26 protein-coding genes are annotated in these 19,617 nt (G+C 36.6%); 3 read left to right on the plus strand and 23 right to left on the minus strand.

The window, feature by feature from the left end; all coding sequences use genetic code 11:
* Positions 1 to 177 precede the first annotated feature (177 nt).
* The 14 genes from MKZ11_RS24445 to MKZ11_RS24510 form a co-directional block, all read right to left on the minus strand.
* A complete protein-coding gene (locus MKZ11_RS24445; RefSeq protein WP_340797189.1) occupies positions 178 to 438 on the minus strand; it encodes a hypothetical protein in 261 nt (86 codons plus the stop codon).
* A 545-nt stretch (positions 439 to 983) separates the two neighbouring features.
* On the minus strand, positions 984 to 1,217 hold the full coding sequence (locus MKZ11_RS24450; RefSeq protein WP_340797190.1) for a hypothetical protein: 234 nt from the start codon (positions 1,215 to 1,217) through the stop codon (positions 984 to 986).
* Between the two features lie 108 nt (positions 1,218 to 1,325).
* On the minus strand, positions 1,326 to 2,015 hold the full coding sequence (locus MKZ11_RS24455; RefSeq protein WP_340797191.1) for a hypothetical protein: 690 nt from the start codon (positions 2,013 to 2,015) through the stop codon (positions 1,326 to 1,328).
* Between the two features lie 78 nt (positions 2,016 to 2,093).
* The gene (locus MKZ11_RS24460) at positions 2,094 to 2,249 is read right to left on the minus strand and encodes a hypothetical protein (protein ID WP_340797192.1); all 156 of its coding nucleotides are present in this window, start codon (positions 2,247 to 2,249) and stop codon (positions 2,094 to 2,096) included.
* Entirely contained in the window at positions 2,246 to 3,238 is a 993-nt protein-coding gene (locus MKZ11_RS24465; RefSeq protein WP_340797193.1) for a helix-turn-helix domain-containing protein, read from the minus strand. Before MKZ11_RS24465 ends, MKZ11_RS24460 begins: the two co-directional genes overlap by 4 nt.
* A gap of 171 nt (positions 3,239 to 3,409) precedes the next feature.
* A complete protein-coding gene (locus MKZ11_RS24470; protein WP_340797194.1) occupies positions 3,410 to 4,123 on the minus strand; it encodes a thermonuclease family protein in 714 nt (237 codons plus the stop codon).
* 153 nt (positions 4,124 to 4,276) lie between these two features.
* Positions 4,277 to 4,579, minus strand: coding sequence for a hypothetical protein (locus tag MKZ11_RS24475; protein ID WP_340797195.1), 303 nt, complete (start codon positions 4,577 to 4,579; stop codon positions 4,277 to 4,279).
* A gap of 19 nt (positions 4,580 to 4,598) precedes the next feature.
* A complete protein-coding gene (locus tag MKZ11_RS24480; protein WP_340797196.1) occupies positions 4,599 to 6,110 on the minus strand; it encodes a hypothetical protein in 1,512 nt (503 codons plus the stop codon).
* Positions 6,100 to 6,654, minus strand: coding sequence for a 4Fe-4S single cluster domain-containing protein (locus MKZ11_RS24485; RefSeq protein WP_340797197.1), 555 nt, complete (start codon positions 6,652 to 6,654; stop codon positions 6,100 to 6,102). The genes MKZ11_RS24480 and MKZ11_RS24485 overlap by 11 nt, the downstream gene beginning before the upstream one ends.
* 501 nt (positions 6,655 to 7,155) lie before the next feature.
* On the minus strand, positions 7,156 to 7,350 hold the full coding sequence (locus MKZ11_RS24490; protein WP_340797198.1) for a DUF2997 domain-containing protein: 195 nt from the start codon (positions 7,348 to 7,350) through the stop codon (positions 7,156 to 7,158).
* A gap of 5 nt (positions 7,351 to 7,355) precedes the next feature.
* A complete protein-coding gene (locus MKZ11_RS24495; protein ID WP_340797199.1) occupies positions 7,356 to 7,748 on the minus strand; it encodes a DUF1257 domain-containing protein in 393 nt (130 codons plus the stop codon).
* Positions 7,749 to 7,876: 128 nt separating this feature from the next.
* Positions 7,877 to 9,430: an AAA family ATPase gene (locus tag MKZ11_RS24500; RefSeq protein ID WP_340797200.1), complete on the minus strand. Its 1,554-nt coding sequence runs from the start codon at positions 9,428 to 9,430 to the stop codon at positions 7,877 to 7,879.
* Between the two features lie 136 nt (positions 9,431 to 9,566).
* Positions 9,567 to 10,055 (minus strand): hypothetical protein, encoded by a 489-nt coding sequence (locus tag MKZ11_RS24505; protein ID WP_340797201.1) that lies wholly within the window; start codon positions 10,053 to 10,055, stop codon positions 9,567 to 9,569.
* Positions 10,056 to 10,171: 116 nt separating this feature from the next.
* Positions 10,172 to 11,140, minus strand: coding sequence for a DNA adenine methylase (locus tag MKZ11_RS24510; RefSeq protein WP_340797202.1), 969 nt, complete (start codon positions 11,138 to 11,140; stop codon positions 10,172 to 10,174).
* A gap of 166 nt (positions 11,141 to 11,306) precedes the next feature.
* Here MKZ11_RS24510 and MKZ11_RS24515 point away from each other — a divergent pair, with 166 nt between their 5' ends.
* Complete coding sequence (locus MKZ11_RS24515) at positions 11,307 to 11,531, plus strand: hypothetical protein (RefSeq protein WP_340797203.1); 225 nt, start codon at positions 11,307 to 11,309, stop codon at positions 11,529 to 11,531.
* A gap of 75 nt (positions 11,532 to 11,606) precedes the next feature.
* On the opposite strand, the gene MKZ11_RS24520 is transcribed toward MKZ11_RS24515, so the two are convergent.
* The 6 genes from MKZ11_RS24520 to MKZ11_RS24545 all read right to left on the minus strand — a co-directional run bounded on the left by MKZ11_RS24520 (position 11,607) and on the right by MKZ11_RS24545 (position 14,013).
* Positions 11,607 to 11,849, minus strand: coding sequence for a hypothetical protein (locus MKZ11_RS24520; protein ID WP_340797204.1), 243 nt, complete (start codon positions 11,847 to 11,849; stop codon positions 11,607 to 11,609).
* Positions 11,846 to 12,097: a hypothetical protein gene (locus tag MKZ11_RS24525; RefSeq protein ID WP_340797205.1), complete on the minus strand. Its 252-nt coding sequence runs from the start codon at positions 12,095 to 12,097 to the stop codon at positions 11,846 to 11,848. The genes MKZ11_RS24520 and MKZ11_RS24525 overlap by 4 nt, the downstream gene beginning before the upstream one ends.
* An 86-nt stretch (positions 12,098 to 12,183) precedes the next feature.
* Entirely contained in the window at positions 12,184 to 12,510 is a 327-nt protein-coding gene (locus tag MKZ11_RS24530; protein WP_340797206.1) for a hypothetical protein, read from the minus strand.
* Positions 12,511 to 12,639: 129 nt separating this feature from the next.
* Entirely contained in the window at positions 12,640 to 12,843 is a 204-nt protein-coding gene (locus tag MKZ11_RS24535) for a hypothetical protein (RefSeq protein WP_340797207.1), read from the minus strand.
* 581 nt (positions 12,844 to 13,424) lie between these two features.
* Positions 13,425 to 13,721 (minus strand): hypothetical protein, encoded by a 297-nt coding sequence (locus tag MKZ11_RS24540; protein WP_340797208.1) that lies wholly within the window; start codon positions 13,719 to 13,721, stop codon positions 13,425 to 13,427.
* A gap of 61 nt (positions 13,722 to 13,782) precedes the next feature.
* The gene (locus MKZ11_RS24545) at positions 13,783 to 14,013 is read right to left on the minus strand and encodes a hypothetical protein (protein WP_340797209.1); all 231 of its coding nucleotides are present in this window, start codon (positions 14,011 to 14,013) and stop codon (positions 13,783 to 13,785) included.
* 291 nt (positions 14,014 to 14,304) lie between these two features.
* Here MKZ11_RS24545 and MKZ11_RS24550 point away from each other — a divergent pair, with 291 nt between their 5' ends.
* Both MKZ11_RS24550 and MKZ11_RS24555 read left to right on the plus strand, forming a co-directional pair.
* Complete coding sequence (locus MKZ11_RS24550) at positions 14,305 to 15,453, plus strand: tyrosine-type recombinase/integrase (RefSeq protein ID WP_340797210.1); 1,149 nt, start codon at positions 14,305 to 14,307, stop codon at positions 15,451 to 15,453.
* Positions 15,454 to 15,692: 239 nt separating this feature from the next.
* Entirely contained in the window at positions 15,693 to 16,886 is a 1,194-nt protein-coding gene (locus MKZ11_RS24555) for an RES domain-containing protein (RefSeq protein ID WP_340797211.1), read from the plus strand.
* Between the two features lie 96 nt (positions 16,887 to 16,982).
* On the opposite strand, the gene MKZ11_RS24560 is transcribed toward MKZ11_RS24555, so the two are convergent.
* The 3 genes from MKZ11_RS24560 to MKZ11_RS24570 form a co-directional block, all read right to left on the minus strand.
* Positions 16,983 to 17,315 carry a hypothetical protein gene (locus tag MKZ11_RS24560; RefSeq protein ID WP_340797212.1) on the minus strand — a complete coding sequence of 111 codons (333 nt, stop codon included), beginning with the start codon at positions 17,313 to 17,315 and terminating at the stop codon, positions 16,983 to 16,985.
* Between the two features lie 734 nt (positions 17,316 to 18,049).
* Positions 18,050 to 18,670: a hypothetical protein gene (locus MKZ11_RS24565; protein WP_340797213.1), complete on the minus strand. Its 621-nt coding sequence runs from the start codon at positions 18,668 to 18,670 to the stop codon at positions 18,050 to 18,052.
* Positions 18,671 to 18,953: 283 nt separating this feature from the next.
* Positions 18,954 to 19,472, minus strand: coding sequence for a peptidoglycan recognition protein family protein (locus MKZ11_RS24570; RefSeq protein ID WP_340797214.1), 519 nt, complete (start codon positions 19,470 to 19,472; stop codon positions 18,954 to 18,956).
* Positions 19,473 to 19,617: the final 145 nt, after the last annotated feature.

Below are 19,617 nucleotides of genomic sequence, written 5' to 3' on the forward strand. Positions count from 1 at the left end.
AAAATGCAAAAAAGCCTTTGGGTTGTTTGGTTGCATAGCAAAAAAGAAAAAATGCTATGGTACACAAACAGCCCAAAGGCTTGAAATAGTCGTCACCGCAGAATCACACCAAAAAGTGGATTTGCATTAAAAATAAAAAGTAAAAGATCTACATACAGTATACGAGTTTTCTTTGACTTACTCAATCTTATATTCAGGTATTTCTGTAAATCCTTTTGGTAGCTCTGTTTTCCCTCCATACTCACACATTAAAATATTGGAGTTTACTTTTGCTGAAATTATATTTTTTGCTAGGTCTAATTCCATTTTAGATAATGTGGTAAATCCACATTTTAAATGGCCTTCAATGTTTCCCTCCACATTTCTCATGTCGAAAAATAAAAACCAATAGGATACTTGATTGTTAATATCGTTACTGATTGTTCTTTGTTTTTCCATAGTACATTTCCCCTTTTATAGAAGTTTAAGTCAAGAACAAAAAAGCACCGCTAAACAGAGAGGTATCCCTCTTGTTTAGCGGTGCTTCCGCTTTTGTTACAGTATTGACTTAGATTAATTATAGCATCTCCATATTTACTGTCAATACTATATTATTAAAACTACAAAGGACCACAAGAAATGATATGCTCTATGTTTCATATATGGCTAGATATAGAAAAAACCGATAGAAGAATATTACTCCTAGTCTCAGTTTTGTAGAAGAATCAATACAATTGATTCCTCATTGTTATTCCTGTTATAGCAATATCCCTCACTACTTTCTTTACAGAGAACGTGGTCAGGAACAGTTGAATTAATGGTAACAAATTTACGTTGTTTTTCAATAGTTCCTTTTGATGTGATCCTTTGCTCGTATTCTCGAAATTCTTTCTGTAAACGACTAAATCGGTTGAACCACAGTAAGCATTTAATTATCTTTTCACTTTTCTTTCTTTACATTATGTGTCGACAGCTACTTAAAGTTAAGCACTTTTTTACCTGAATTACCCTTTAAAGTATTTTTCTCTTATATTTTCTTTGAAATCTAGTAAAGGTGTTGCACAATAACCTGTTTGATTGAAATCTAACGTTGGATACGCTTTGATTTTGGATTTTATCGCTATACCAGACTGCTCTAGTTTTATTATGTGGGAGTTATAACGCTTGATTAATGCGGTTTGGGGCGTTACTTCACCTGTGCTGCTGTCTACCCATCTTACACGATTATAATTTTGCATTATTACTAGAGCTTCGAAATGAGTCGCTATTTTATTTTCTTTCTTGAATGATTTTAAATCTCTTTCATCTATACTTATTTGCTCACAAAATTCTTTTAACGTAACTATCTATACCCCATTGTAGATGATGAAAGGAATTTTACTTATTTTCGGGGGTCTCACACCTTTATATTTGCTCAGAAATGTTACTAAGATATCAAGTGCTTTAATAAAATCGACCTCTATCTTTTTACTTAGGGTTCTTACTATGTCTATGGATAACCCGTTTGCATCTGTTAGTTCTCTTTGCGTGCTGTAGGTTACCCCTTTATACGTATAGGAGTGTTGTGAGGTTCTGGGCGCTACTGCTTTTAATATCGATTTTTCCAAAGACCATCCTTGATGCATACGCTTTATGACAGAAGTTATTTGTACTCCGTAGTGATTACTAAGTTCTATAAGGTTATTGTAGAGTTTACCTTCAAATTCTACGGTTTCGTTATTTAAGAGTTCCGTTACTACGATTTCTGGATTATGGCCGGTCGATATTCTTTTAACTAGTATGTTGTAATCAATACCGTAGTATTCAGATAGTAAAATGACGTTTTTATGCGTTTTACCGAATACTGTTAAGCTATATTTTGAGTATCCCATGTTTACGGCTTCTTCTGGAGTATCTCCTGTCTTGATACGCCCGTATAATACAGACGGTTCTATGTTGTAGGATTCCGCTAAATGTCTTAGGCTTGTATAACTCTTACCGAAGGCTAAAACATTGTATCCGTTCTTTTCCTTTTTATCGCTGTTATCTGCAGACAAATTTTTACCTCTTTCAAAATAATTTGTTATAAAATACTCCGGACTTAGTAAAAAACTTTATTTCTCAATAAAGATACATTAATCAGCACATATCTCTTCATCAATTAAATCCAAGTACCTGTCCCAACATTTTTCGCAATAGATAGATCCTTCCCACTTCGTGTAGTTATCTTTTTCTCTTTGCTTTTCTTGGCAGGTATGACAAATAATCAGTTCAATAATAATCGCAGTCATTTTGAATTCTCCTCTCGTTCGATGTTCCTTCGAATTGCTTCTTCAATGTATTCACTCATAGTCATGTCTCTTTGATTAGATATGTCCTGTAACGAATCCAACAAATTGCTCGGTAAGTCCACAGTAGTACGCCTATAACCGCTGATTAGATTCCATGCTCCATGCACTTGCTCTACTTCACCTAATTGAAGGAATGACATGATAAGGCCTTCTGTAATCGTTTCTGGTACAGGTATAGACAATTTCATCAAACCACTCTTTATTGACAATGCAATCTCTGTATCATGCTCTCTCAAACGGATGTTTTCAATCCCCCATACTTGATAGACAAAATCGAGAAACTCAAATGATTCAACCAAATTTTTCGGTAGCAAGAAATCCGTGTATGCAACTGCGCGTTTATTTGTTTGATGAATTAAATATGCTGCCTCATACTGAAATTTATTGATTCCGTCTTCGTAAGGGATCCATGTACGTGATTGTAAATAAAATCCCCATTCAAGATTTTCATTCCGTAGCACTCGAATATCCTGACCATTAGGGGCAAGAAATCTTTGATAAAGTGCAATGTCATGCTTTGATTCGTAAAATTCAGCCCGTAAACCGCGTCTGGGAGTCGTCCGAAGAACTACCTGTTGAATCTGTTCAGCCAATTCATCAGATATGGAGTAGCCTTTCGCTTCGTCTCCCAGCAGTATTTCATCAATGGGGAGATTGTTCTCTTTAATGATTGTATAGATTCTCGAAACTGGTACGCCTAATTGTTTCGCCAGTTCTGAAGGACGTAGACCCGTAGGTTTGTTGCGTCTGCGTTCTTCTGCAAGGGCATCGACTTCTTCTCTCTTATACCTGGCTTCACGAACCAACCGCTGCGGATCCGATATCTTAATGATTTTCTTTTGTTTAGCATAATGGTAAACAGTTGGTTTAGAAACACCTAGTATATCTGCCACTTCTTGTCGTGTGTACCATTCATTCACTTCAATCACCTTTTCTCTTTGGTTATAACAACAACAGTTGTTTCGTAAGCATTTGACTTGTTCTCGAAAGTAAATAGCAATCCAATTAACACCATCATATAACCTAAAGTCATTAAATCAAACATATACCAGGTTATCCTTTAGATTTATTAGCATTTAAGGATTCTGAGGAAGAAGTAGCTATTCTTTAAACCCGTAGCTACTTGAGTAATTATCAATGGACCAAATTCCTCTGCCTGCATTCTTAGCCTCATCTTGTGCCTTCTCATAAGTTTCCAGATAACGTGTATTGGGGGGCGTGATATAAGCGATTCGAGCAAGTCCTTCCATTACAAGAATCTCGCCTATATTGACTTTATCTATGTATACATACGCAAGTAATCTTCCATATTTATCCATTCTTTCCCCTACGTCGAATTCTATAGAAACAACACCACTTTTCAGCAATTCTTTATTACGAATTTTAGCTTCTATTCCAAAGGGTTGATTTTTACCATTTGTCACTTCGGGGGTATCCAAAAGTAAATATCTTACATTTATAACTTTATTATCATATCTAATTTTAATCGTATCGCCGTCTATTACGGATATTAATTCGACTGGTATCTGTTCGGTGGTGCCGCCTGTTTCAATTTTATTAGCGGGCGCCGTCGTTTCCGGCTGTGCGTTATCTGAACCAAGCAGATCACCTAAAATGCTATCTACTTTATCTTTACCAACGGATAGTCCTTCTTCCACCTTTTTCTGCCCTTCTTGCGTCGCTTTTTCAACGACTTTACCCACCTCTTCTTCAACTTTTTTATTGATTTCTTCAGATAACTCATCTGTTGGAACCGAGCAAGCCGTTAATATAACGGCGCAAAGCAGTACTAAAAAATTATAGAAAAACTTCATGTGCCCTATACCTCCTATAAGATTTATTAATCAACATATAATTTTCTTTCAGAACCTGTCGGTTGTACTGTTTTGGATTTTCTTGATTCGTTGTCAGATGAATGTTCGATATGCACAGTACGACTGGAATTTACATCTTCTATTTGTTCCTGTTTATCCAAAGAGTAATTTAGAAGGAGGTGTAGAGAAGTCACTGAGTACTGGGTCATAGCTTTCAATGCCAAGTGATGGAATTGTATAGATTTTCTCAGCAACGCCGAAATTCTGAGTTGTGATTGCTTGGTAGAATGCTTCAACAGCTTCTTTCGCTTCTTTCATATTGATTTCAACCTGTTGCTTGTCATGCTCTAATGCATCAGTTGTAGCGCCCGTCTGATGCGGCACCCAAAGTATAAAGAAAGTAGAAGCAATTGTCAGTAGCAATACTTTTCGGGCGCTTGTACTAAAGATGAACATACGTAATCCCACCGCCATCCTAATCATCATCTGTATGGATTTTTCTTTTTGAGTTACTTGGTGTAAAAGTAATAGGATTATCGTCAATTTCTACTGAAGAAATATGAATTTGTCGTGTTTGATTTTTAGATGGTAACAGGGTTTCATCGATATCTATCTCTTCTTCATTAGAATTGTTTTCGTATCTTGTAAGTAACTGTTCGACACTTTCTTCAATATCGACCTGGTTTGAATCACGGTACGTGTTTCGTACACGTGGTGAAGTGCTGTTTGTCCTGTCATTATCTTGGCGGGTAAGAAGACTAATTCCAAAATACGAGATAACTAAAATGAATAAAATAATTGATAAAACAATGATAGTTTTACTCATAGCGGCGGATAAAGCATTAGTTTCACCCGTAGACTTTTTTTCCTGTTTGTCTCCAGAGGCTATTGCGTTATCATATGATTTGTTTCCATCAGATAAATTTATCAATGTTCTACCATCAATGTGGTCTAGTTGAACGAACTGGTAATCTGGATTGCTACTTGTCTCGTTGTTTTCAAATAAGCTCAAACTTGCCTTTAATCGCTTGTCGTTCCTATAGGGGTTAGATGAAATTAAATACAAAGTCTTGTCATCCTGTAGCGGAAGTTCGTTTAAGATGTACAGTCGTTCAGGCGTGATTCGTTCATCGCTTTCTTGTTGGTCACTATTCCATTCTTTTAAATAAGTGGAAATAGAGTGGATTGTGTCACTTTTTAAAGTAGACATTTCGGGTGAGGCCATTTCCGCAGCTACACCATAATTACCTTTTTCCATTTCATTAAAGAAGCGAAAAATCAAATCGCGTTCAGACAATTCTTCGACTGATTTTGTAAGTGATATAGATTGAATGTATTTTACATAGCCTTCAATTGACAATTTCCAATCATTATCTTTGCCAAGAGTTACTAAGACATCCTGATAAAAATCAAAACCATCTGGGTTAGTTGATCCTTCACCTCTCAACCGAATATTTGCATGGAAGTTTTCTTTATCTACTTCTTCAATGGATACAACTTCATACTCAATTAACGTATAGTTTTCTTGCGGATATAGATAATCGAAATAATCTGCAGTACTTTGTATGTTTTTGTATTGGGAATAGGGGGATTCTCCTCCTATTATTGGTAGGGAATAATATTCCGCTGCAATACCGAAGTTCTGTTTGACAATGGCTTCGTAAAAGTCGTTGACAACCTGTTGAGCACTTGTATTAGAATTAGCTTTTATGTCACTTGGAAATGTAAACGTAAATAGAAGAAGTATCATACCTAACAGGATCGAGATTTTTTTGTATTTCGTTGAGGACAAAGTGTTTCCTCCTTTCTTTAAATTCAACTTCTTATTCCACTTTATGAAAAAATGTGAGTAGTTGAGTATTAGAGTGTTTTTCTCACTAAATTTAATCATCATCGATGTGGATTTTTCAGAGACGGTATTGGTTACATCTGGAAGATGGTTTTCAACGTTAATGTTACTTTCATTAATTCTTGTTTCATTCTTCAAGGGCTTTCCTCCAAATAAGATCGGGGAATCCAGTCATTATGACTTCCCCGTCCTCTCTAAATTGGATTTCAAATTGTCTTTTCTCCATTTGCTCAATCGAATAGCGTTCTGTGAAAAAATGGGTTGTTTGATTATCTGAGCCACGAATACCAGTTGCAGCGACCTTCTCTTCCTCGAATCTTCCGTCGATTAACACATCAATATAGGACAGGACCTTCTCACCTAGAGGCATTCGTTCAATTTCTGCTTTATAAAAGCCGCTGAACATGATAATACCTATTTCTTTTGCATTTAATGCTTGTACCAATTCCAACAAGGGCTTAATCTGTAAGAAAGGCTCCCCACCACTGATTGTTACATGTTGTTGTCCTACTGGAAGCTCGTCTAGTATATCCGTTACAGTTAGCTCCCTCCCGTTTTTCATCGGATGAGATGCTGTGTTGAAGCACCCAGGACAGGATAGCGTGCAGCCTTGAAAGTGTATGACTGTCCGATCAAACGGTCCGTTAACAACCGAAGACTGAGTAATTTGGTGAATATACATTGTTTTAGTCCCCCTCTTGCTCGAATAGATCAGTATTTGAGTTTCCCCTAACGGAACCACAGAAATAAATTAAAAAGCAGGAGAATCGACAGTATGAAAGTCATTCCTTCTAAGATATTAAATTTGTTGTTAAGAAGAGGGAGCATGAAAAATTTCGGTTTCAATTCTAGCTCATCGTAAATAGAAATTAGCATCTTTCCAAATGTCTTACAATCATGCAAATCGGTTATTATAAGATTAATTAATTGTGTACGCTTTTCTTGTGAGAGGTATTGGTTATCTGTTAATGTCTTTTCTAGTAATTGGTTATGAGTAAACTGGCATTCTTTTATGAAGAATTCTACGGTATGCGAGCGGTTATCCTTTAGTAGTTGTACAACGACCCTTTGAATACTTTCACCTTTAAGTTTGAAATTGTATTTTCTTATGGCTATTTTCCTCGCGCTAAAATACGTAATAGGTATCATAAACACTTCCTTTTAAATGCTAACTATGGATCTATTACGATTTGTTCTTCAAATGGTTACTTTCTCTATTCGTTTCATAAAATTCGGGTTTAAATGTTTTTTCTTCAGTAATACCAAAAACAGATTCAAAAGGGGCAGTAGCTTGTTCGCAAGCGCCGCCTGTATAGTTGAGCGGTTCGATAGTGATTGTGCCGTCTTTTTTTATATCAATGATAATTTGCCGTTTCATTCCCATTACCCCCTTACAGATACGGTTTCAGTCGCTACAATGCGAATACTACCGTCTTTCAATTTTTCGTGCTGAACTTCTAATCCGCGCTCCTTCGCAATTTTCATTGCACATACCACACCATAATTCTGCAGCAGTTGTCCTCCATTTGGACCTACCTCTTTGGCCACATGGCCGTTCCACCAATCCGTCACAATTTCATAGGTACCAGAAGCCTGTTTGATAAGCGCGATGTCGTATGGCCCCTTCAGTTTAATAACATAATCACCCTTGATTTTTTGTCCCATGTATCCACGTGCTTTCTGATTCTCTACTACTATTAAGCCTAAAGATTGTGCCGCCACTTTTAATGATTCAATATCTTTGATAGATGTTTTAATACTTGTAAAATGTGACATGATGAAATCCTCCTATTATTTATAGTTTGATGCTTAGTAATTATTATTAACCTAATGAGAGATATGTCTGCTCATTTAGCACCTTTACCAATCCATTCACTATTTTTGATTGTTTTTGCATAGGGCTATTACATATGAATTGTGCGTTCCGATCGGGTTTGAATCTTAGTTAAGTCCACTTTTTTTGATTCGTCGTCCCAACTTGCATTTCTTGCACGATCTTTTGCCCAAGCACGGATGCCTTCAATTTGCTCTTTCATGGTTACGGATAATGGAGTGATGTCTTTTATACTTTTCAATAGATCCTTCGTTTCTAACTCTCTGTTTTCCTCAAAAGATTTAAATAACGCACTCTTTACCACTTCTTCTATCTCTGCCCCACTAAAGCCGGTAGTATGGGTTGCCAGCTGTTCGGTTGGATAGTTGGAAGGTACTCTGTTTACTTTTTGTATGTGGAGGTTGAAAATTGCTTTTCTTTCAGTTTCATTCGGTAAATCTACCCAGAAGAATTCATCGAAACGGCCCTTCCTAAGAAATTCAGGCGGTAGTGCATTCACATTATTAGCAGTAGCAATTACAAAGACCATTGACGACTTTTCCTGCATCCAAGTTAAGAACTGGCCAAAGACACGGGATGTTACTCCGGAATCATTGTTGCCGCCTACACCTGCAAGTGCTTTCTCGATCTCATCAATCCATAAGATACATGGACTGATGGCTTCTGCAGTCTGTAATGCGGCTCGCATCTTTTGTTCAGATTCACCTACAAGTGATCCGAAGACTTGGCTTAAATCGAATTGTAGAAGGGGTAATTTCCATGCTGCAGAAACGGCTTTTGCTGTATAGGATTTTCCACTACCAGGAACACCTGCAAGTAACATTCCTTTTGGTAGTGGTAGTCCATACTCCCTTGCTTCAACAGTCATTGCTTTGGCGCGTGATGTTAACCATTTTTTCAATTCATCTAGTCCTGCAATGTCGTCCATCGTGATTTTAGGTTGTATATACGTAAGCATCCCATCTTTACCTATGTATTGTGTCTTCAATTCTTGGACAGTTTGAATGGCTTCTGGTGGGAATCCTTTATGCTTAACTAAAGCTAAGGAAAATGCATTTTCTGCTTCTGCTAATGTAAGTCCTGTGGCGGCGTCCAGTATCCGTGATTCTTCTTCAATTGGAGAGAAGTTATTTGCTTCTAACAAATTTTGCAAAACAGCCCTTAGAGCATCTTTCTTTGGCAATTCATACGAAATTAATGCGATGTCTTTCTCTAAAGTTGATGGAATTTTAACTTCCGGTGACACAATCACTATATGACGTTCTTCATGTTTCCCATAAGGTAGTAAATCTTTGATTAGTTGTTGGACTTGCGACTGTTCCATATAAGGATGCAGATTAAGAAATACATTAATAGATTCATTCTTGCCACCAGTTTTTATGGATTCCATTGCTTGTATAGGATCTTTTAATGCATCTTTTCCTTTTTTAAAAGATTTCGTTTGAAAATCGTATTCTTTCATGCCATCTGTACATGACCATACATTTAAGTGAAGAGGGCCACTTGCATTTGTTTTTCCATTTTGTGCGATTTCTTTCAATTGAGTAATCGCATATTCTTCATCTTTTTCTTGCATCCAAATCACTGGATACCCTGCTTTTAAATAGTCCATAATATCAATCATGGATTTATCCTCCTATCTATTGAATAACTTAACAAAGACTTCAACGTCAATTTTATTTAAGATGTAAAAAGCAATGACCATACATTTTTCCGTGACCTTTAATCCATCCCACTGATTCATAAAAGATCTGATTCGTTTATTCCTTCATTGCACTTTTTATTGCAGAAAAGAACAATTTTGTTTGTGCTCTTGCTTGAAATCCCCTAAAAAACTCTAAAGTGAGTATTAAGAAACTAAATAGATAAAGTGAGATTTGAATTAAATCGTCATAGTCATTTTTAATCCATGCAAATATAATTATTTGGTCTACCAATAATACGTAACAGATAGGTAAAAGTCGTATCCATAGTCGTTTTTCTTCTTTTATAATTTGTTCTTGTTCAATAAGTATTTCTTTTGCCATACGTAATCGGATGATATTTTCCTTGATTCTAATAAAGTTCAAACCTTTGAATATTAGTAAGTTTGCTATAGAGAATGCAACAAGTAATAATACTGTAAACAAGATTTCTGATAGATAAATTTTTCCAAACATGATAGCTGCAGTTATTAAACCAGAAATGCTGATGGACTTGAAATATAGGATTCTATATTTAGGGAGTATTTTTTCAATTTCACGAACCATAGTAATCTCCTTCTTAATTATGTTTTTTCACTGAAGTATGGAAATTGAAATTTGCGGCTATATGGTCCGTAATTCCTGTTCAGCTGAGTATCCATAAAGGGAAATGCTTAATTCATCTATATTGAATATTTGCGACCAATTATTAATTCATTTGGGTATTTATAGATTTTCTGTAGCCAAGGAGTATGGTCATATGTCACAATGATATCCGCCCCTGGCATACCTTGATGCAACGAATCGAGCAAACCACATAGGAGCAAGTGGTCGCTTTCTGTATAAAAACAATTGTATAATTCCTTACCTTTAGCTACGTAGGGTGGGTCAATGAAAATTGACGAATTGTGGTCCCAGTAGGCTTCCTGAATCATTTCAACTGCATTTTCTTGTGTAATAGTTATTCTGTCAGAGAAAGAGTGGATATGCTCAATTCGTTTGATTAGTTCTTCTCGATTCCAACGAGCTAGTAAAGCGTTTTTTGTGCCTTCCTTGCCGCCTAACGGATTCGCCTTAGCGATACCGCTAAAAGCCAAGCGATTGACGAGGAGGGTAGCCCATGACGCCTCTACCATATTAACTCCTAGGTAATCCGACTTTATGATAGCCTGCGCCTCAAAGTAATCCTTATGAGTTGGTTTAGCTGTCCGTATCTTGTCCACTAATGTGTAAGGAGCATTCATAATGACCCACCATACCGAATACACACCGAAGTCCAAATCGTTCATGTGAAGCTTATTTACGACTCCTGCATCAAGCATTGCAAGTTCGAAACTGCCGCCCCCGCTAAAAGGAGAATAGAGTGTTGTAGTTTTGCCATTTTGCAAAAAAGAATATAGGTAGTCTACAACTTTTGATTTTCCTCCAGGGAATCTGAATGGTGATAGTTGTTTTCTAAACTTTATTGAAGGAGTACTAAACAAGGGTTGATTGGCTTCTTTATCTTCAAGAATAAGTGTGAATTGATGTTTCAGTGCATTGTCGTCATAGTAGGTATATCCGTCACATACATCACACCAAAAACCCTCCTTATTTCTATCAAAATCTTCATTCATGCAGTACTCTTCTTCGCAAAATTGGCAGATTAGCATTAGTAAGTCCTCCTCTCTTTTTAACTCTTTTCGTTTTTGTATTGCTCTATAGATTTAATAGTTCATTACTATGCAGTAACTTCTTGTCATTTCTCCCACATCATTTGAACAATACAGGCATCCCTTTTTTTCATTTGAATATGATATATTTAAAGGAGTGATGAGTATGCAATGGCAACAAAAAATCAGATTTTTGATTGGTCAGCCTGTTGGTATTTCACTGGCCAACGGACAAGGGGCGTCAGGTATTTTGTGTGGTACATCTGGCGGAAAGTTACTTGTAATTGAATATTTGTACCAAACACAATTTGCCTTAAAACAATACGATTTTTATATGATTCAGGATATAAATGGATTTCCACCATGCCATAACCAGCAGCCATTATATTAGTGAAACGCCCTTCTTATAGAGGGGTTTTTTTATTTTGCATTATTTGTCTACTACGTAATTTGTTCGTACTGTGTATTAATCGAAACCTTCCCTATCAACTCCACCCCGGATAAGTCTTTTTTCAATATCAAATTCACACACATACGTATTTCCGCACTGAGTGCATGCCAGTTCTGTTCCGTGCGTTTCTTTAAAATGCTTTACTGATGACTTTATAAGGTTTCCTTTTTTGTTGATGTGAAAGTTCATACTATCCGTTTCGTGTACGGTTAAAATCAACTCATTTTGGCAATCGCAAATTGGTTTAATATAAGTCATTTCAAAGCCTCCTTACTACGCCTTTTATGTCTATTGCGTACTAATGAATAGGCGGAAACTATTATGCAACCTATCAAACCTATAACAAAAAATACAGTAAATGCAGTCAGGATATGTTCTATAATCGAATCTTCTTTTTTCCTCGACTTAACAACTGCCATTCCTTTTGGAGTGACTTTAATTGCAAACCCTGTAGTTAGTATTGCGATAATTAGAAATACAATCCAAAACAATTTTAAATTGTCCATACTGCCCCCCTAATGTACATTAACTTTTACAGTAATCATGCAACCTCTTACGTGTGTTACATCTGCTGTTTCAAGCGTATTTCCCATCATTCAATTGTAATTAAATTGCCGTTCAAACTATATTTGCCATCCTCTTTAATTAGGGTGAATAAATGACCATCAACTCCATTTAACTCCTGTAGAACACCGATAATACTGCCATGAGAAGAAATGAGGTTGCTATAGTATTTGCCATCTACAAATAAGAAAGTTTTACCAGTAGGTAGGATATACTCAACTAAGATCGCTCTCCCTTCCTTAAATTTCACTCCACTTTTTTTTGTGTAAATAAAGACACGAACGTTCTCTTCATTCTTTAACTTGTACGATTGGTAGGTTTGAAACCATCTACTACAACTAATAAATCTCAACATTTCTTACCTCCTTTCGTTACTTCGCATTAAGTGTCAACTCGTCGTTATGTGTAGCTATAGGACATGTTGATTTTCATTGATTTTTAAGCATGAATAAATCCAATGGGCGACTTATCTTTGATGTAGTAATTAGATGATATAGATTTGAATGCCAGCATATTTCAATGCTTGATTGTTTAGTGTTGAAATATCACTTTTATCTATGGAGTGTAACTCTACGTTATTTTGGCTTTCTACATATTCAGTGATACCTGTCACTAGAGCTGGGCGGCAAGTGCCTGTATAAATACAGACACCCTTATTGAAATCCCAAGCCTCATAGTTCTTTATCATTTATATCCCTCCTGTCACTTATAACACGGGATACAACATATTAAGAGCATAAAACAGTAAAAAAAGAAACTTGTACTCACTAACTTATGGCTATGGTTTTAGCGTTCGAAATTCAGATAGTTAATTTTGTTCAAACTTATTATGTACCAAAAACCGAAAAGGAAATTGAGTTCCTTCTATTATAAAGATGTGTTGATTTACTGTTTTATGAGGTCGTATATCCCTCTTTGCAGACCTATTAAAGTTCTATCAGTATTGATGAGATGAAATCAATAATTGGTTTGTACTGATATACAATGATTCCTGCAATTATCAACGGTATTCCAAAAAACATCGTTATATCATCCTGATTAGTTCTTTCTCTTTTTAATTTGATATTTCTCATAGTATTGCTAATACATACCGTTCCAATCAAACAAATAACGATCGTAACCAGAATATGCATTAGAGTACCTCCTCACTGTCAGCATTAATTTACGCATCAGTCATTTAGGGGAAGTAAATTGAGTTTCTTCTATTATAAAGGTGTGTTGAGTTCCTACTTTTTAATCCTCAAGTCTTTCTCAATTTGGCAGCACATCTTACTCCTTAAAATCCTTATGGTAGATAACCTTATCTTTATGTTGGATATAGAGTACATCTGGTCCGTTAGTGATTTTCACCTTATAAATTTCATCATTTAACAAGACTTCGTACATTGGTAACTCATCCTCTAGTATGACTGCTCCTGTTTTACCCACTGTCTTTTCTACCGTTGAAACAACAAGACTAGATCTTCTGTCTTCGTATACATTATCAATATTATCGAGCATAACCATAATACCTATAAAAATAATTGCCACAAATACCATAAGTATACTGAAATCCCTTTTTGACATATAAGTATCCCCCTTTGTTAAATCGGCCAACCGACCACTAATACTTCATGATAGACAATCGCTATTCTTTTCCGACCTCGACCTCGTACTGTAATTTTTTATGTTCTAATACTTTTAGTACTGTGCCCCGTTTTTTTAAAAAATCCTGTAAATAGAAAAATGTTTCGGAATCATTTAACTTGTGTTCAGGAATAATGATTTGCACGCGTTCATTTATTTCAAATGAATAAGGTGAATTTATTGAGTTTACTTCTAATATTTCAAATAGCGAAAGTTGCTCCACTTCAACCATAGCTTCTACCCTTCTATAATATTATGAAATTATACACTTCTATAATGCCTATCATACGAATTAGTATAAACCATTAATAATGCAATAGCAATAATATAACGCATAATAATATAATATAATATTTAGAGTCATATATTCGGCATAAACAAATGTAGAATTTTTTTATGTAGAGTAAGAAGTGTGCTAAAATAAAATTACGTGAGGTAGAGACTCTATGTATTTAGTTTGTGATTTATAAATCAGAGTATTATTGCTATATGACCTATAATTATAATTAGGAGTGTTGTATTCATGACTACTGGGATGCGTTTAACCGGAAGGTTACAACCTAATGAATTGAAATTAGCATTCCAAGACACGTCGACACTTCCGGAATTGCAAAATCGATTGGATAATGCCGAAAAAAATGGCCAGCCTAATTTTTACGACTTTACGGATCCCGAGATGATGAAATGGTTTCTTTTTGAACGCCGCCACCTGAATAGAGAAAATGACCGATCGGCGTCCACTTTACGCGAATACGAAAGAGAATTAGTAATGTTCGTTGAACAGCTTCTATTGCATAGTGCGGAGATTGACCTAGATGTCGCTTTTATAATAGAAGGCTCTCTGTTTAAATCTCTTCAATCACGACATATAAGGCGCTACCAGGAGTGGTTAGCAACCAATAGTCCGTATGTTTTACATAAAGGAGCGTACTCTGCCGCCACACTTGAACGAAAAACAACAATTATCAAGGCTTTTTTGACCTTTTTACATGAATCGGGCTATATCCAAGAGCCTATTCACAAAGGGCTGCGCATTGCATCCGTTCGAAAAGACGACCGACCGAATCGAGATTTAGGACCACTAGATGTTGTTACACTGCTGAATACGTTTCGTGACCTCGGACATCCCGTAATGTTTACAATTGTTCACGTACTAACAACGACAGGTATTCGAAATGAGGAGTTTTGTACTCTGCAGGTAATGGATTTGAAAGTGGATGGGATTTTGGGAGGCTATTACCTAGATATATTGGGGAAAGGGAATAAACGCCGGCATGTACCTTTAAAAGAGAAAGTCGTCCGGAGCATTCGCATGTTTCGCCACTCGCGAGGTCTATTGCCGATTGAACAAGCAAAACCGGAAGAACCGCTCTTTACAACGAATACGGGACGCGCCTATTCTCCTTCGTATTTGTCGCAATACGTAAAGAAAGAAATTAGTAGCCTGGAGCATGTGATACTGTCGGATCAAACGATGAAAATCACACCACACGTTTTTCGACATGCCTTTGCGATCATATCAAAGATTAACGAAGTGGATATATACGATATTATGCGTTCCCTCGGGCATGAAAAGATTGAAACTACGATGATATACTTAGAAAAAATCTTCGAGAAAGAACGTCATGCGATTCATTCATGGAAATCCAATGACTTTGGGGATTATATATAACCAAAAGCAGTCATTGAGAATTGTAATCGCTGCTGCGTTTTAGTTAACATAGATTGGGTAAAACCACCAAGTATTTATTTCATCGGTTTACGACAACATTGAAACCGTCATAACAGGGGTATACGATTTTGATACATTTTTTTGTTTAACTGCTATACTATTGACTATTGGGAACTATTTGAATGGACATAGTAATAATAAATCCACTATTTATTCCGATTACCCATTAATTTTAGGAGATGAGATTCTTGAAATGCTGTGTCCATTGTTTTACAAATCATTTTATTCAAGCTGTAATAAGGGAACAAAATGAAATTGGTTCTTGCTCTTACTGCAATATGAACAATGAAGAAGAAGAAGCGTTCGTTTCGGACATGGATATTGTAGGAGAACTCATAAGGGGAAAACTTGGATTGGCTTATAAAAATGCGAGTACGGATGATGTACCTTATGATGTGCTTAGTGGAATCTCAACGACGATAGAGGATGTACTAAGATACAGTGAAGATATTTTCTCTCTAGATTTAGATGATACAGGGGATATACCAATATTTATTGAAGAACTATTCAAAAGCAGCGGTCCATCATATCGTGATATCGCCCAGGGTGATTTTGATGAGTGGGAGGGCGGTGATGCAGAAATAATTATGATTGATGAATTTTACGTAGGTCGTAATGATAATCATTTGCGGTATCATTGGGATGAATTCACATATCTCGTCAAGCATGTGAACCGCTTTTTTGATATTGCCGGTTCACGTGAAGAAATGTTGGATACGTTTAAAGAATTACTTGAGCAAATGGAGTACACATTGCCTAAAGAGAGCCTTATCTGGCGAGCTCGTACTAATCCAATAATAATCTCAAACGACAAAACGATTATGCAGTACGAGTGCGGCTCCCCACCCCGAAACCTAGCTAGACCACTCAGAATGAACCCGGCCGGCATCTCCTACTTCTACGGTTCCGCCGACAGGGACACATGTAAACAAGAAATCCGCCCAAAGGTTGACGATAAAATAGTTTATGGACTCTTCTCAACAAAAAAAGACCTCCGAATTATTGACTTGAGCAAGGTCCCTGAAATCCATGCAAAAAGCATTTTTGACCCTGAATACGATCATTCAATGAATTGGGCCACGATGTTTCTAGAAGGATTTGTCATGGAAATATCGAAACCAATCGAAGAAGGCGATGCACCAATTGAATATGTACCAACTCAAATTTTGTCGGAGTATATTCGGAAATTAGGATACGATGGTTTAAGTTTCAATAGTTGTATAACAGAGCAATTGAATTATACGATGTATTGCGGAAGGGATGAGCAAAAAACAGAGCCTGCTGGATTTCCTTGGCGTAAGTTCTCTCACGCGAACCAAGTCCCTGAATTCACGGAATGGATGGAACTCATGAGTTTCGACCTTGAAAATTGAGACCGAATTTACATCAAAACTTATGGGAAATGTTTCAACCTTTGTGACGCTATACAAAAAAGAACGACGTCCCGAAGGACGCCGCAAGTTACTTGATTATCGAATCCATGTCGCCGAATAAAATGTACCGAAGTTTGTTACTACTTTCACACGAACAGGAAGACCCTTTTTTCCAATGTTTTCGAAAGTAATGTGTTTTTGCCCTGAAGCATAAATCGAACCATTTTTCGTCATGACGTCTTCCGCCCATGCTTCATATTTATTCGCACGTTGCAGTGTTGCCGTGATGCTTGTTGTGTAACCTTGATTCGGGTCATAGACTTCGACGGATAAATTTACATTCATCGTGTCGTCACTAGTACAGACCGAAATATCCATCGGGTATTGTGAAGTATTCATTTTCCCATTAGTACATTTGTCATTTGCCATTATAAAATCACCCCTATTTTTATTTGACGACTTGTTCGCCGCCTACATAGATACATGTGGGTTGATAATGGTTATTTGTGACGCAAAGGAAAAAAGACAAATGGTTGTCTCCTTTACATTATCGAATAGAACATGTTTCCATAGCAGCGCCGTACGAAAAGGGGTACTTTGATTCGCGGATTAGAAGAAGGCTCCGAACGAATATGAATAATTGTGAATTTAAGGGGATTAAAAGAGGTAACTTACTGGGTAGGTGTTCCGAGAGGTAAAGCTTACAAGTATCTTACGTAAAAGGTATTTGTCCTAGCAAAATACACCAATCCTTCAGAAACTCAAGAGTTCCCAGGGGCTCTCTGTTAGCTCGTTATGAAACTTTGCGTTATCCCTTGAACCCCGTATACCGAAGGAACGTACGATGGTGTGATAGGTCGGGAGCTAATCACTCCCTCCCACTTTTGTAAAGTGCGATAAAGTACTCTATTAACATCAAGAATTCTCCCTAAAGGAAGGGTACAAACCAACTTCACGGGTTTCTACAGCCTCTGATTTTCTCGTTTTATTTCAAAACAACTAGACGAATCCATGAACAATATCTATTTTAAAATTGATTTCACAGCGGTTGTGTTCATCGGAAATAATACATGTTATAATATTTCTTTTCACAGATTAAAAATACCACACCCTAGTGGGATGTGGCAGATTCAAAACTTATACTTACTTCTATTAAAAGAAAATTATTCGTCGTAGGAATGCGTAAAGAACGTCTCCAATTCCTTAACCTTATCTCCATCCATCAAATGAGACACACCAAAAGTTTCCCCTTCGCCATTCTTGTTGATAGCAACGTCAAGGTCGTTCAATAGACGCTTCATATACTCGAATGACATTTCCGTACTTTCAGGAACAGGCTTCCAGTCCTTAACATAGTCAAGATTGGTCTTTTCCTTTCCTGTATCTTCGATATGTGCTGTTCGTACAAATTGGTTATGACTTATTCTAGCTGCTAAAAGACGCAAGTTTGAGAAATCTTCATCTCCAACTTCTTCAGGATGAATGTTTTGGGACATACTTTCGATAGCTTCCTGAGTTTTTATATAATAAACAAGTCCGACATCGTTCCCTGCTTCGTCGAATCGTTCTTCGGGTGGTCGGTTAAATTCTGCCAACGTTTCTGCAGTCCATTCTTTCGTTTGCGGTAAAAATTCGGGATGTTCGTTTGCCGCTACTTCTTCCTTTTCAATATCTTCCGCACCCGTGACTTTTGAGACTACTTTGGAATTTATTTCATCTTTTCCACATGCCACCAGTAATCCGCCGACCAAAACGCCAATCATTCCAATTTTGAGTAGTTTCAAGAATATTACCTCCCTTACTAAAATTTACCTAAATCGTACCATTCATATTTTGTGAGGTCAAACAAAAAGATGACGCCTCGAAGGACACCAAGTTTCTTTATTTGCCATTAGACGTCAGATTCGCTCGTCTCCATTACTTCACCGTTTTTTTCTTTTACATTGTTAGAAATACGAATAATACATCTCCTATTGATATATTTATTAATTTATATTATTATTATTCCCCGTTTTCCGTACTACCATTTCAGCTTATTTGAAAGCAATACGATTCTTCTCATTCTAACTACGGATTATACAACTCTTTTAGTTTTGATGCAATTCGACCTTTAACTAATTTCCCACGTCCCTCGTCTAGGATGCGATGAGGACAATTCTTTCTCTGCCCTTTACTGTTAATCCAATCATAATGCCATTTCACACGTTCAATGCCCCAACCATATTGTTTAAGTACATGAGCAACGTATTCTATTGCATTTTCTTCAGCATTAATATATTTAGGGCCTCCTGACTTGCTGTAACAGATCTCTATGCCAATAGATTTACGGTTCCCCGGACCTGTTGTACCGTCCCCTGCATGAAAACCATTTCGCTTAAACGGGATAGCTTGTACAGCGTGCTTGTTATCAATCGCAACATGGTAACTTACCGGCTCCGGATTACGATGCATGAATGCTATTTCGTTAATTGCAGTCGCATCGTTAAAAGTATTGTGAAGAGTAATATATTCTGGCGTCATGTTGTATGGTGCTTTAAGCTTATATAAGGACTCTGAAATGTAATTGTTGATAATAGTGTATGACATACCTTTTCTCCTCTCCTCTTATTTCTTCTTCGATTTTTCTAGAGCTTAACTGGGTTAACGTAGTTGAGAATATTTGTATTTTATTGTTAATCGGCAGTATTTGTAAGATGGATGAATAAGTATGGTATTATTGATAATAATTAAT

Source organism: Sporosarcina sp. FSL K6-1508, from assembly GCF_038007465.1.
GTDB lineage: Bacteria > Bacillota > Bacilli > Bacillales_A > Planococcaceae > Sporosarcina > Sporosarcina psychrophila_B.

Bases quoted from the DNA above. Each gene is read 5' to 3' on its own strand.
- MKZ11_RS24450 (WP_340797190.1), bottom strand. From the start codon at position 1,217: ATGCAAAATTATAATCGTGTAAGATGGGTAGACAGCAGCACAGGTGAA.
- MKZ11_RS24500 (WP_340797200.1), bottom strand. From the start codon at position 9,430: ATGATTGATATTATGGACTATTTAAAAGCAGGGTATCCAGTGATTTGG.
- MKZ11_RS24570 (WP_340797214.1), bottom strand. From the start codon at position 19,472: ATGTCATACACTATTATCAACAATTACATTTCAGAGTCCTTATATAAG.
- MKZ11_RS24475 (WP_340797195.1), bottom strand. From the start codon at position 4,579: ATGTTCATCTTTAGTACAAGCGCCCGAAAAGTATTGCTACTGACAATT.
- MKZ11_RS24550 (WP_340797210.1), top strand. From the start codon at position 14,305: ATGACTACTGGGATGCGTTTAACCGGAAGGTTACAACCTAATGAATTG.
- MKZ11_RS24555 (WP_340797211.1), top strand. From the start codon at position 15,693: ATGAGATTCTTGAAATGCTGTGTCCATTGTTTTACAAATCATTTTATT.
- MKZ11_RS24540 (WP_340797208.1), bottom strand. From the start codon at position 13,721: ATGTCAAAAAGGGATTTCAGTATACTTATGGTATTTGTGGCAATTATT.
- MKZ11_RS24515 (WP_340797203.1), top strand. From the start codon at position 11,307: ATGCAATGGCAACAAAAAATCAGATTTTTGATTGGTCAGCCTGTTGGT.
- MKZ11_RS24490 (WP_340797198.1), bottom strand. From the start codon at position 7,350: ATGAAACGGCAAATTATCATTGATATAAAAAAAGACGGCACAATCACT.
- MKZ11_RS24470 (WP_340797194.1), bottom strand. From the start codon at position 4,123: ATGAAGTTTTTCTATAATTTTTTAGTACTGCTTTGCGCCGTTATATTA.
- MKZ11_RS24505 (WP_340797201.1), bottom strand. From the start codon at position 10,055: ATGGTTCGTGAAATTGAAAAAATACTCCCTAAATATAGAATCCTATAT.
- MKZ11_RS24485 (WP_340797197.1), bottom strand. From the start codon at position 6,654: ATGTATATTCACCAAATTACTCAGTCTTCGGTTGTTAACGGACCGTTT.
- MKZ11_RS24520 (WP_340797204.1), bottom strand. From the start codon at position 11,849: ATGACTTATATTAAACCAATTTGCGATTGCCAAAATGAGTTGATTTTA.
- MKZ11_RS24445 (WP_340797189.1), bottom strand. From the start codon at position 438: ATGGAAAAACAAAGAACAATCAGTAACGATATTAACAATCAAGTATCC.
- MKZ11_RS24525 (WP_340797205.1), bottom strand. From the start codon at position 12,097: ATGGACAATTTAAAATTGTTTTGGATTGTATTTCTAATTATCGCAATA.
- MKZ11_RS24510 (WP_340797202.1), bottom strand. From the start codon at position 11,140: ATGCTAATCTGCCAATTTTGCGAAGAAGAGTACTGCATGAATGAAGAT.
- MKZ11_RS24535 (WP_340797207.1), bottom strand. From the start codon at position 12,843: ATGATAAAGAACTATGAGGCTTGGGATTTCAATAAGGGTGTCTGTATT.
- MKZ11_RS24495 (WP_340797199.1), bottom strand. From the start codon at position 7,748: ATGTCACATTTTACAAGTATTAAAACATCTATCAAAGATATTGAATCA.
- MKZ11_RS24545 (WP_340797209.1), bottom strand. From the start codon at position 14,013: ATGGTTGAAGTGGAGCAACTTTCGCTATTTGAAATATTAGAAGTAAAC.
- MKZ11_RS24460 (WP_340797192.1), bottom strand. From the start codon at position 2,249: ATGACTGCGATTATTATTGAACTGATTATTTGTCATACCTGCCAAGAA.
- MKZ11_RS24530 (WP_340797206.1), bottom strand. From the start codon at position 12,510: ATGTTGAGATTTATTAGTTGTAGTAGATGGTTTCAAACCTACCAATCG.
- MKZ11_RS24560 (WP_340797212.1), bottom strand. From the start codon at position 17,315: ATGGCAAATGACAAATGTACTAATGGGAAAATGAATACTTCACAATAC.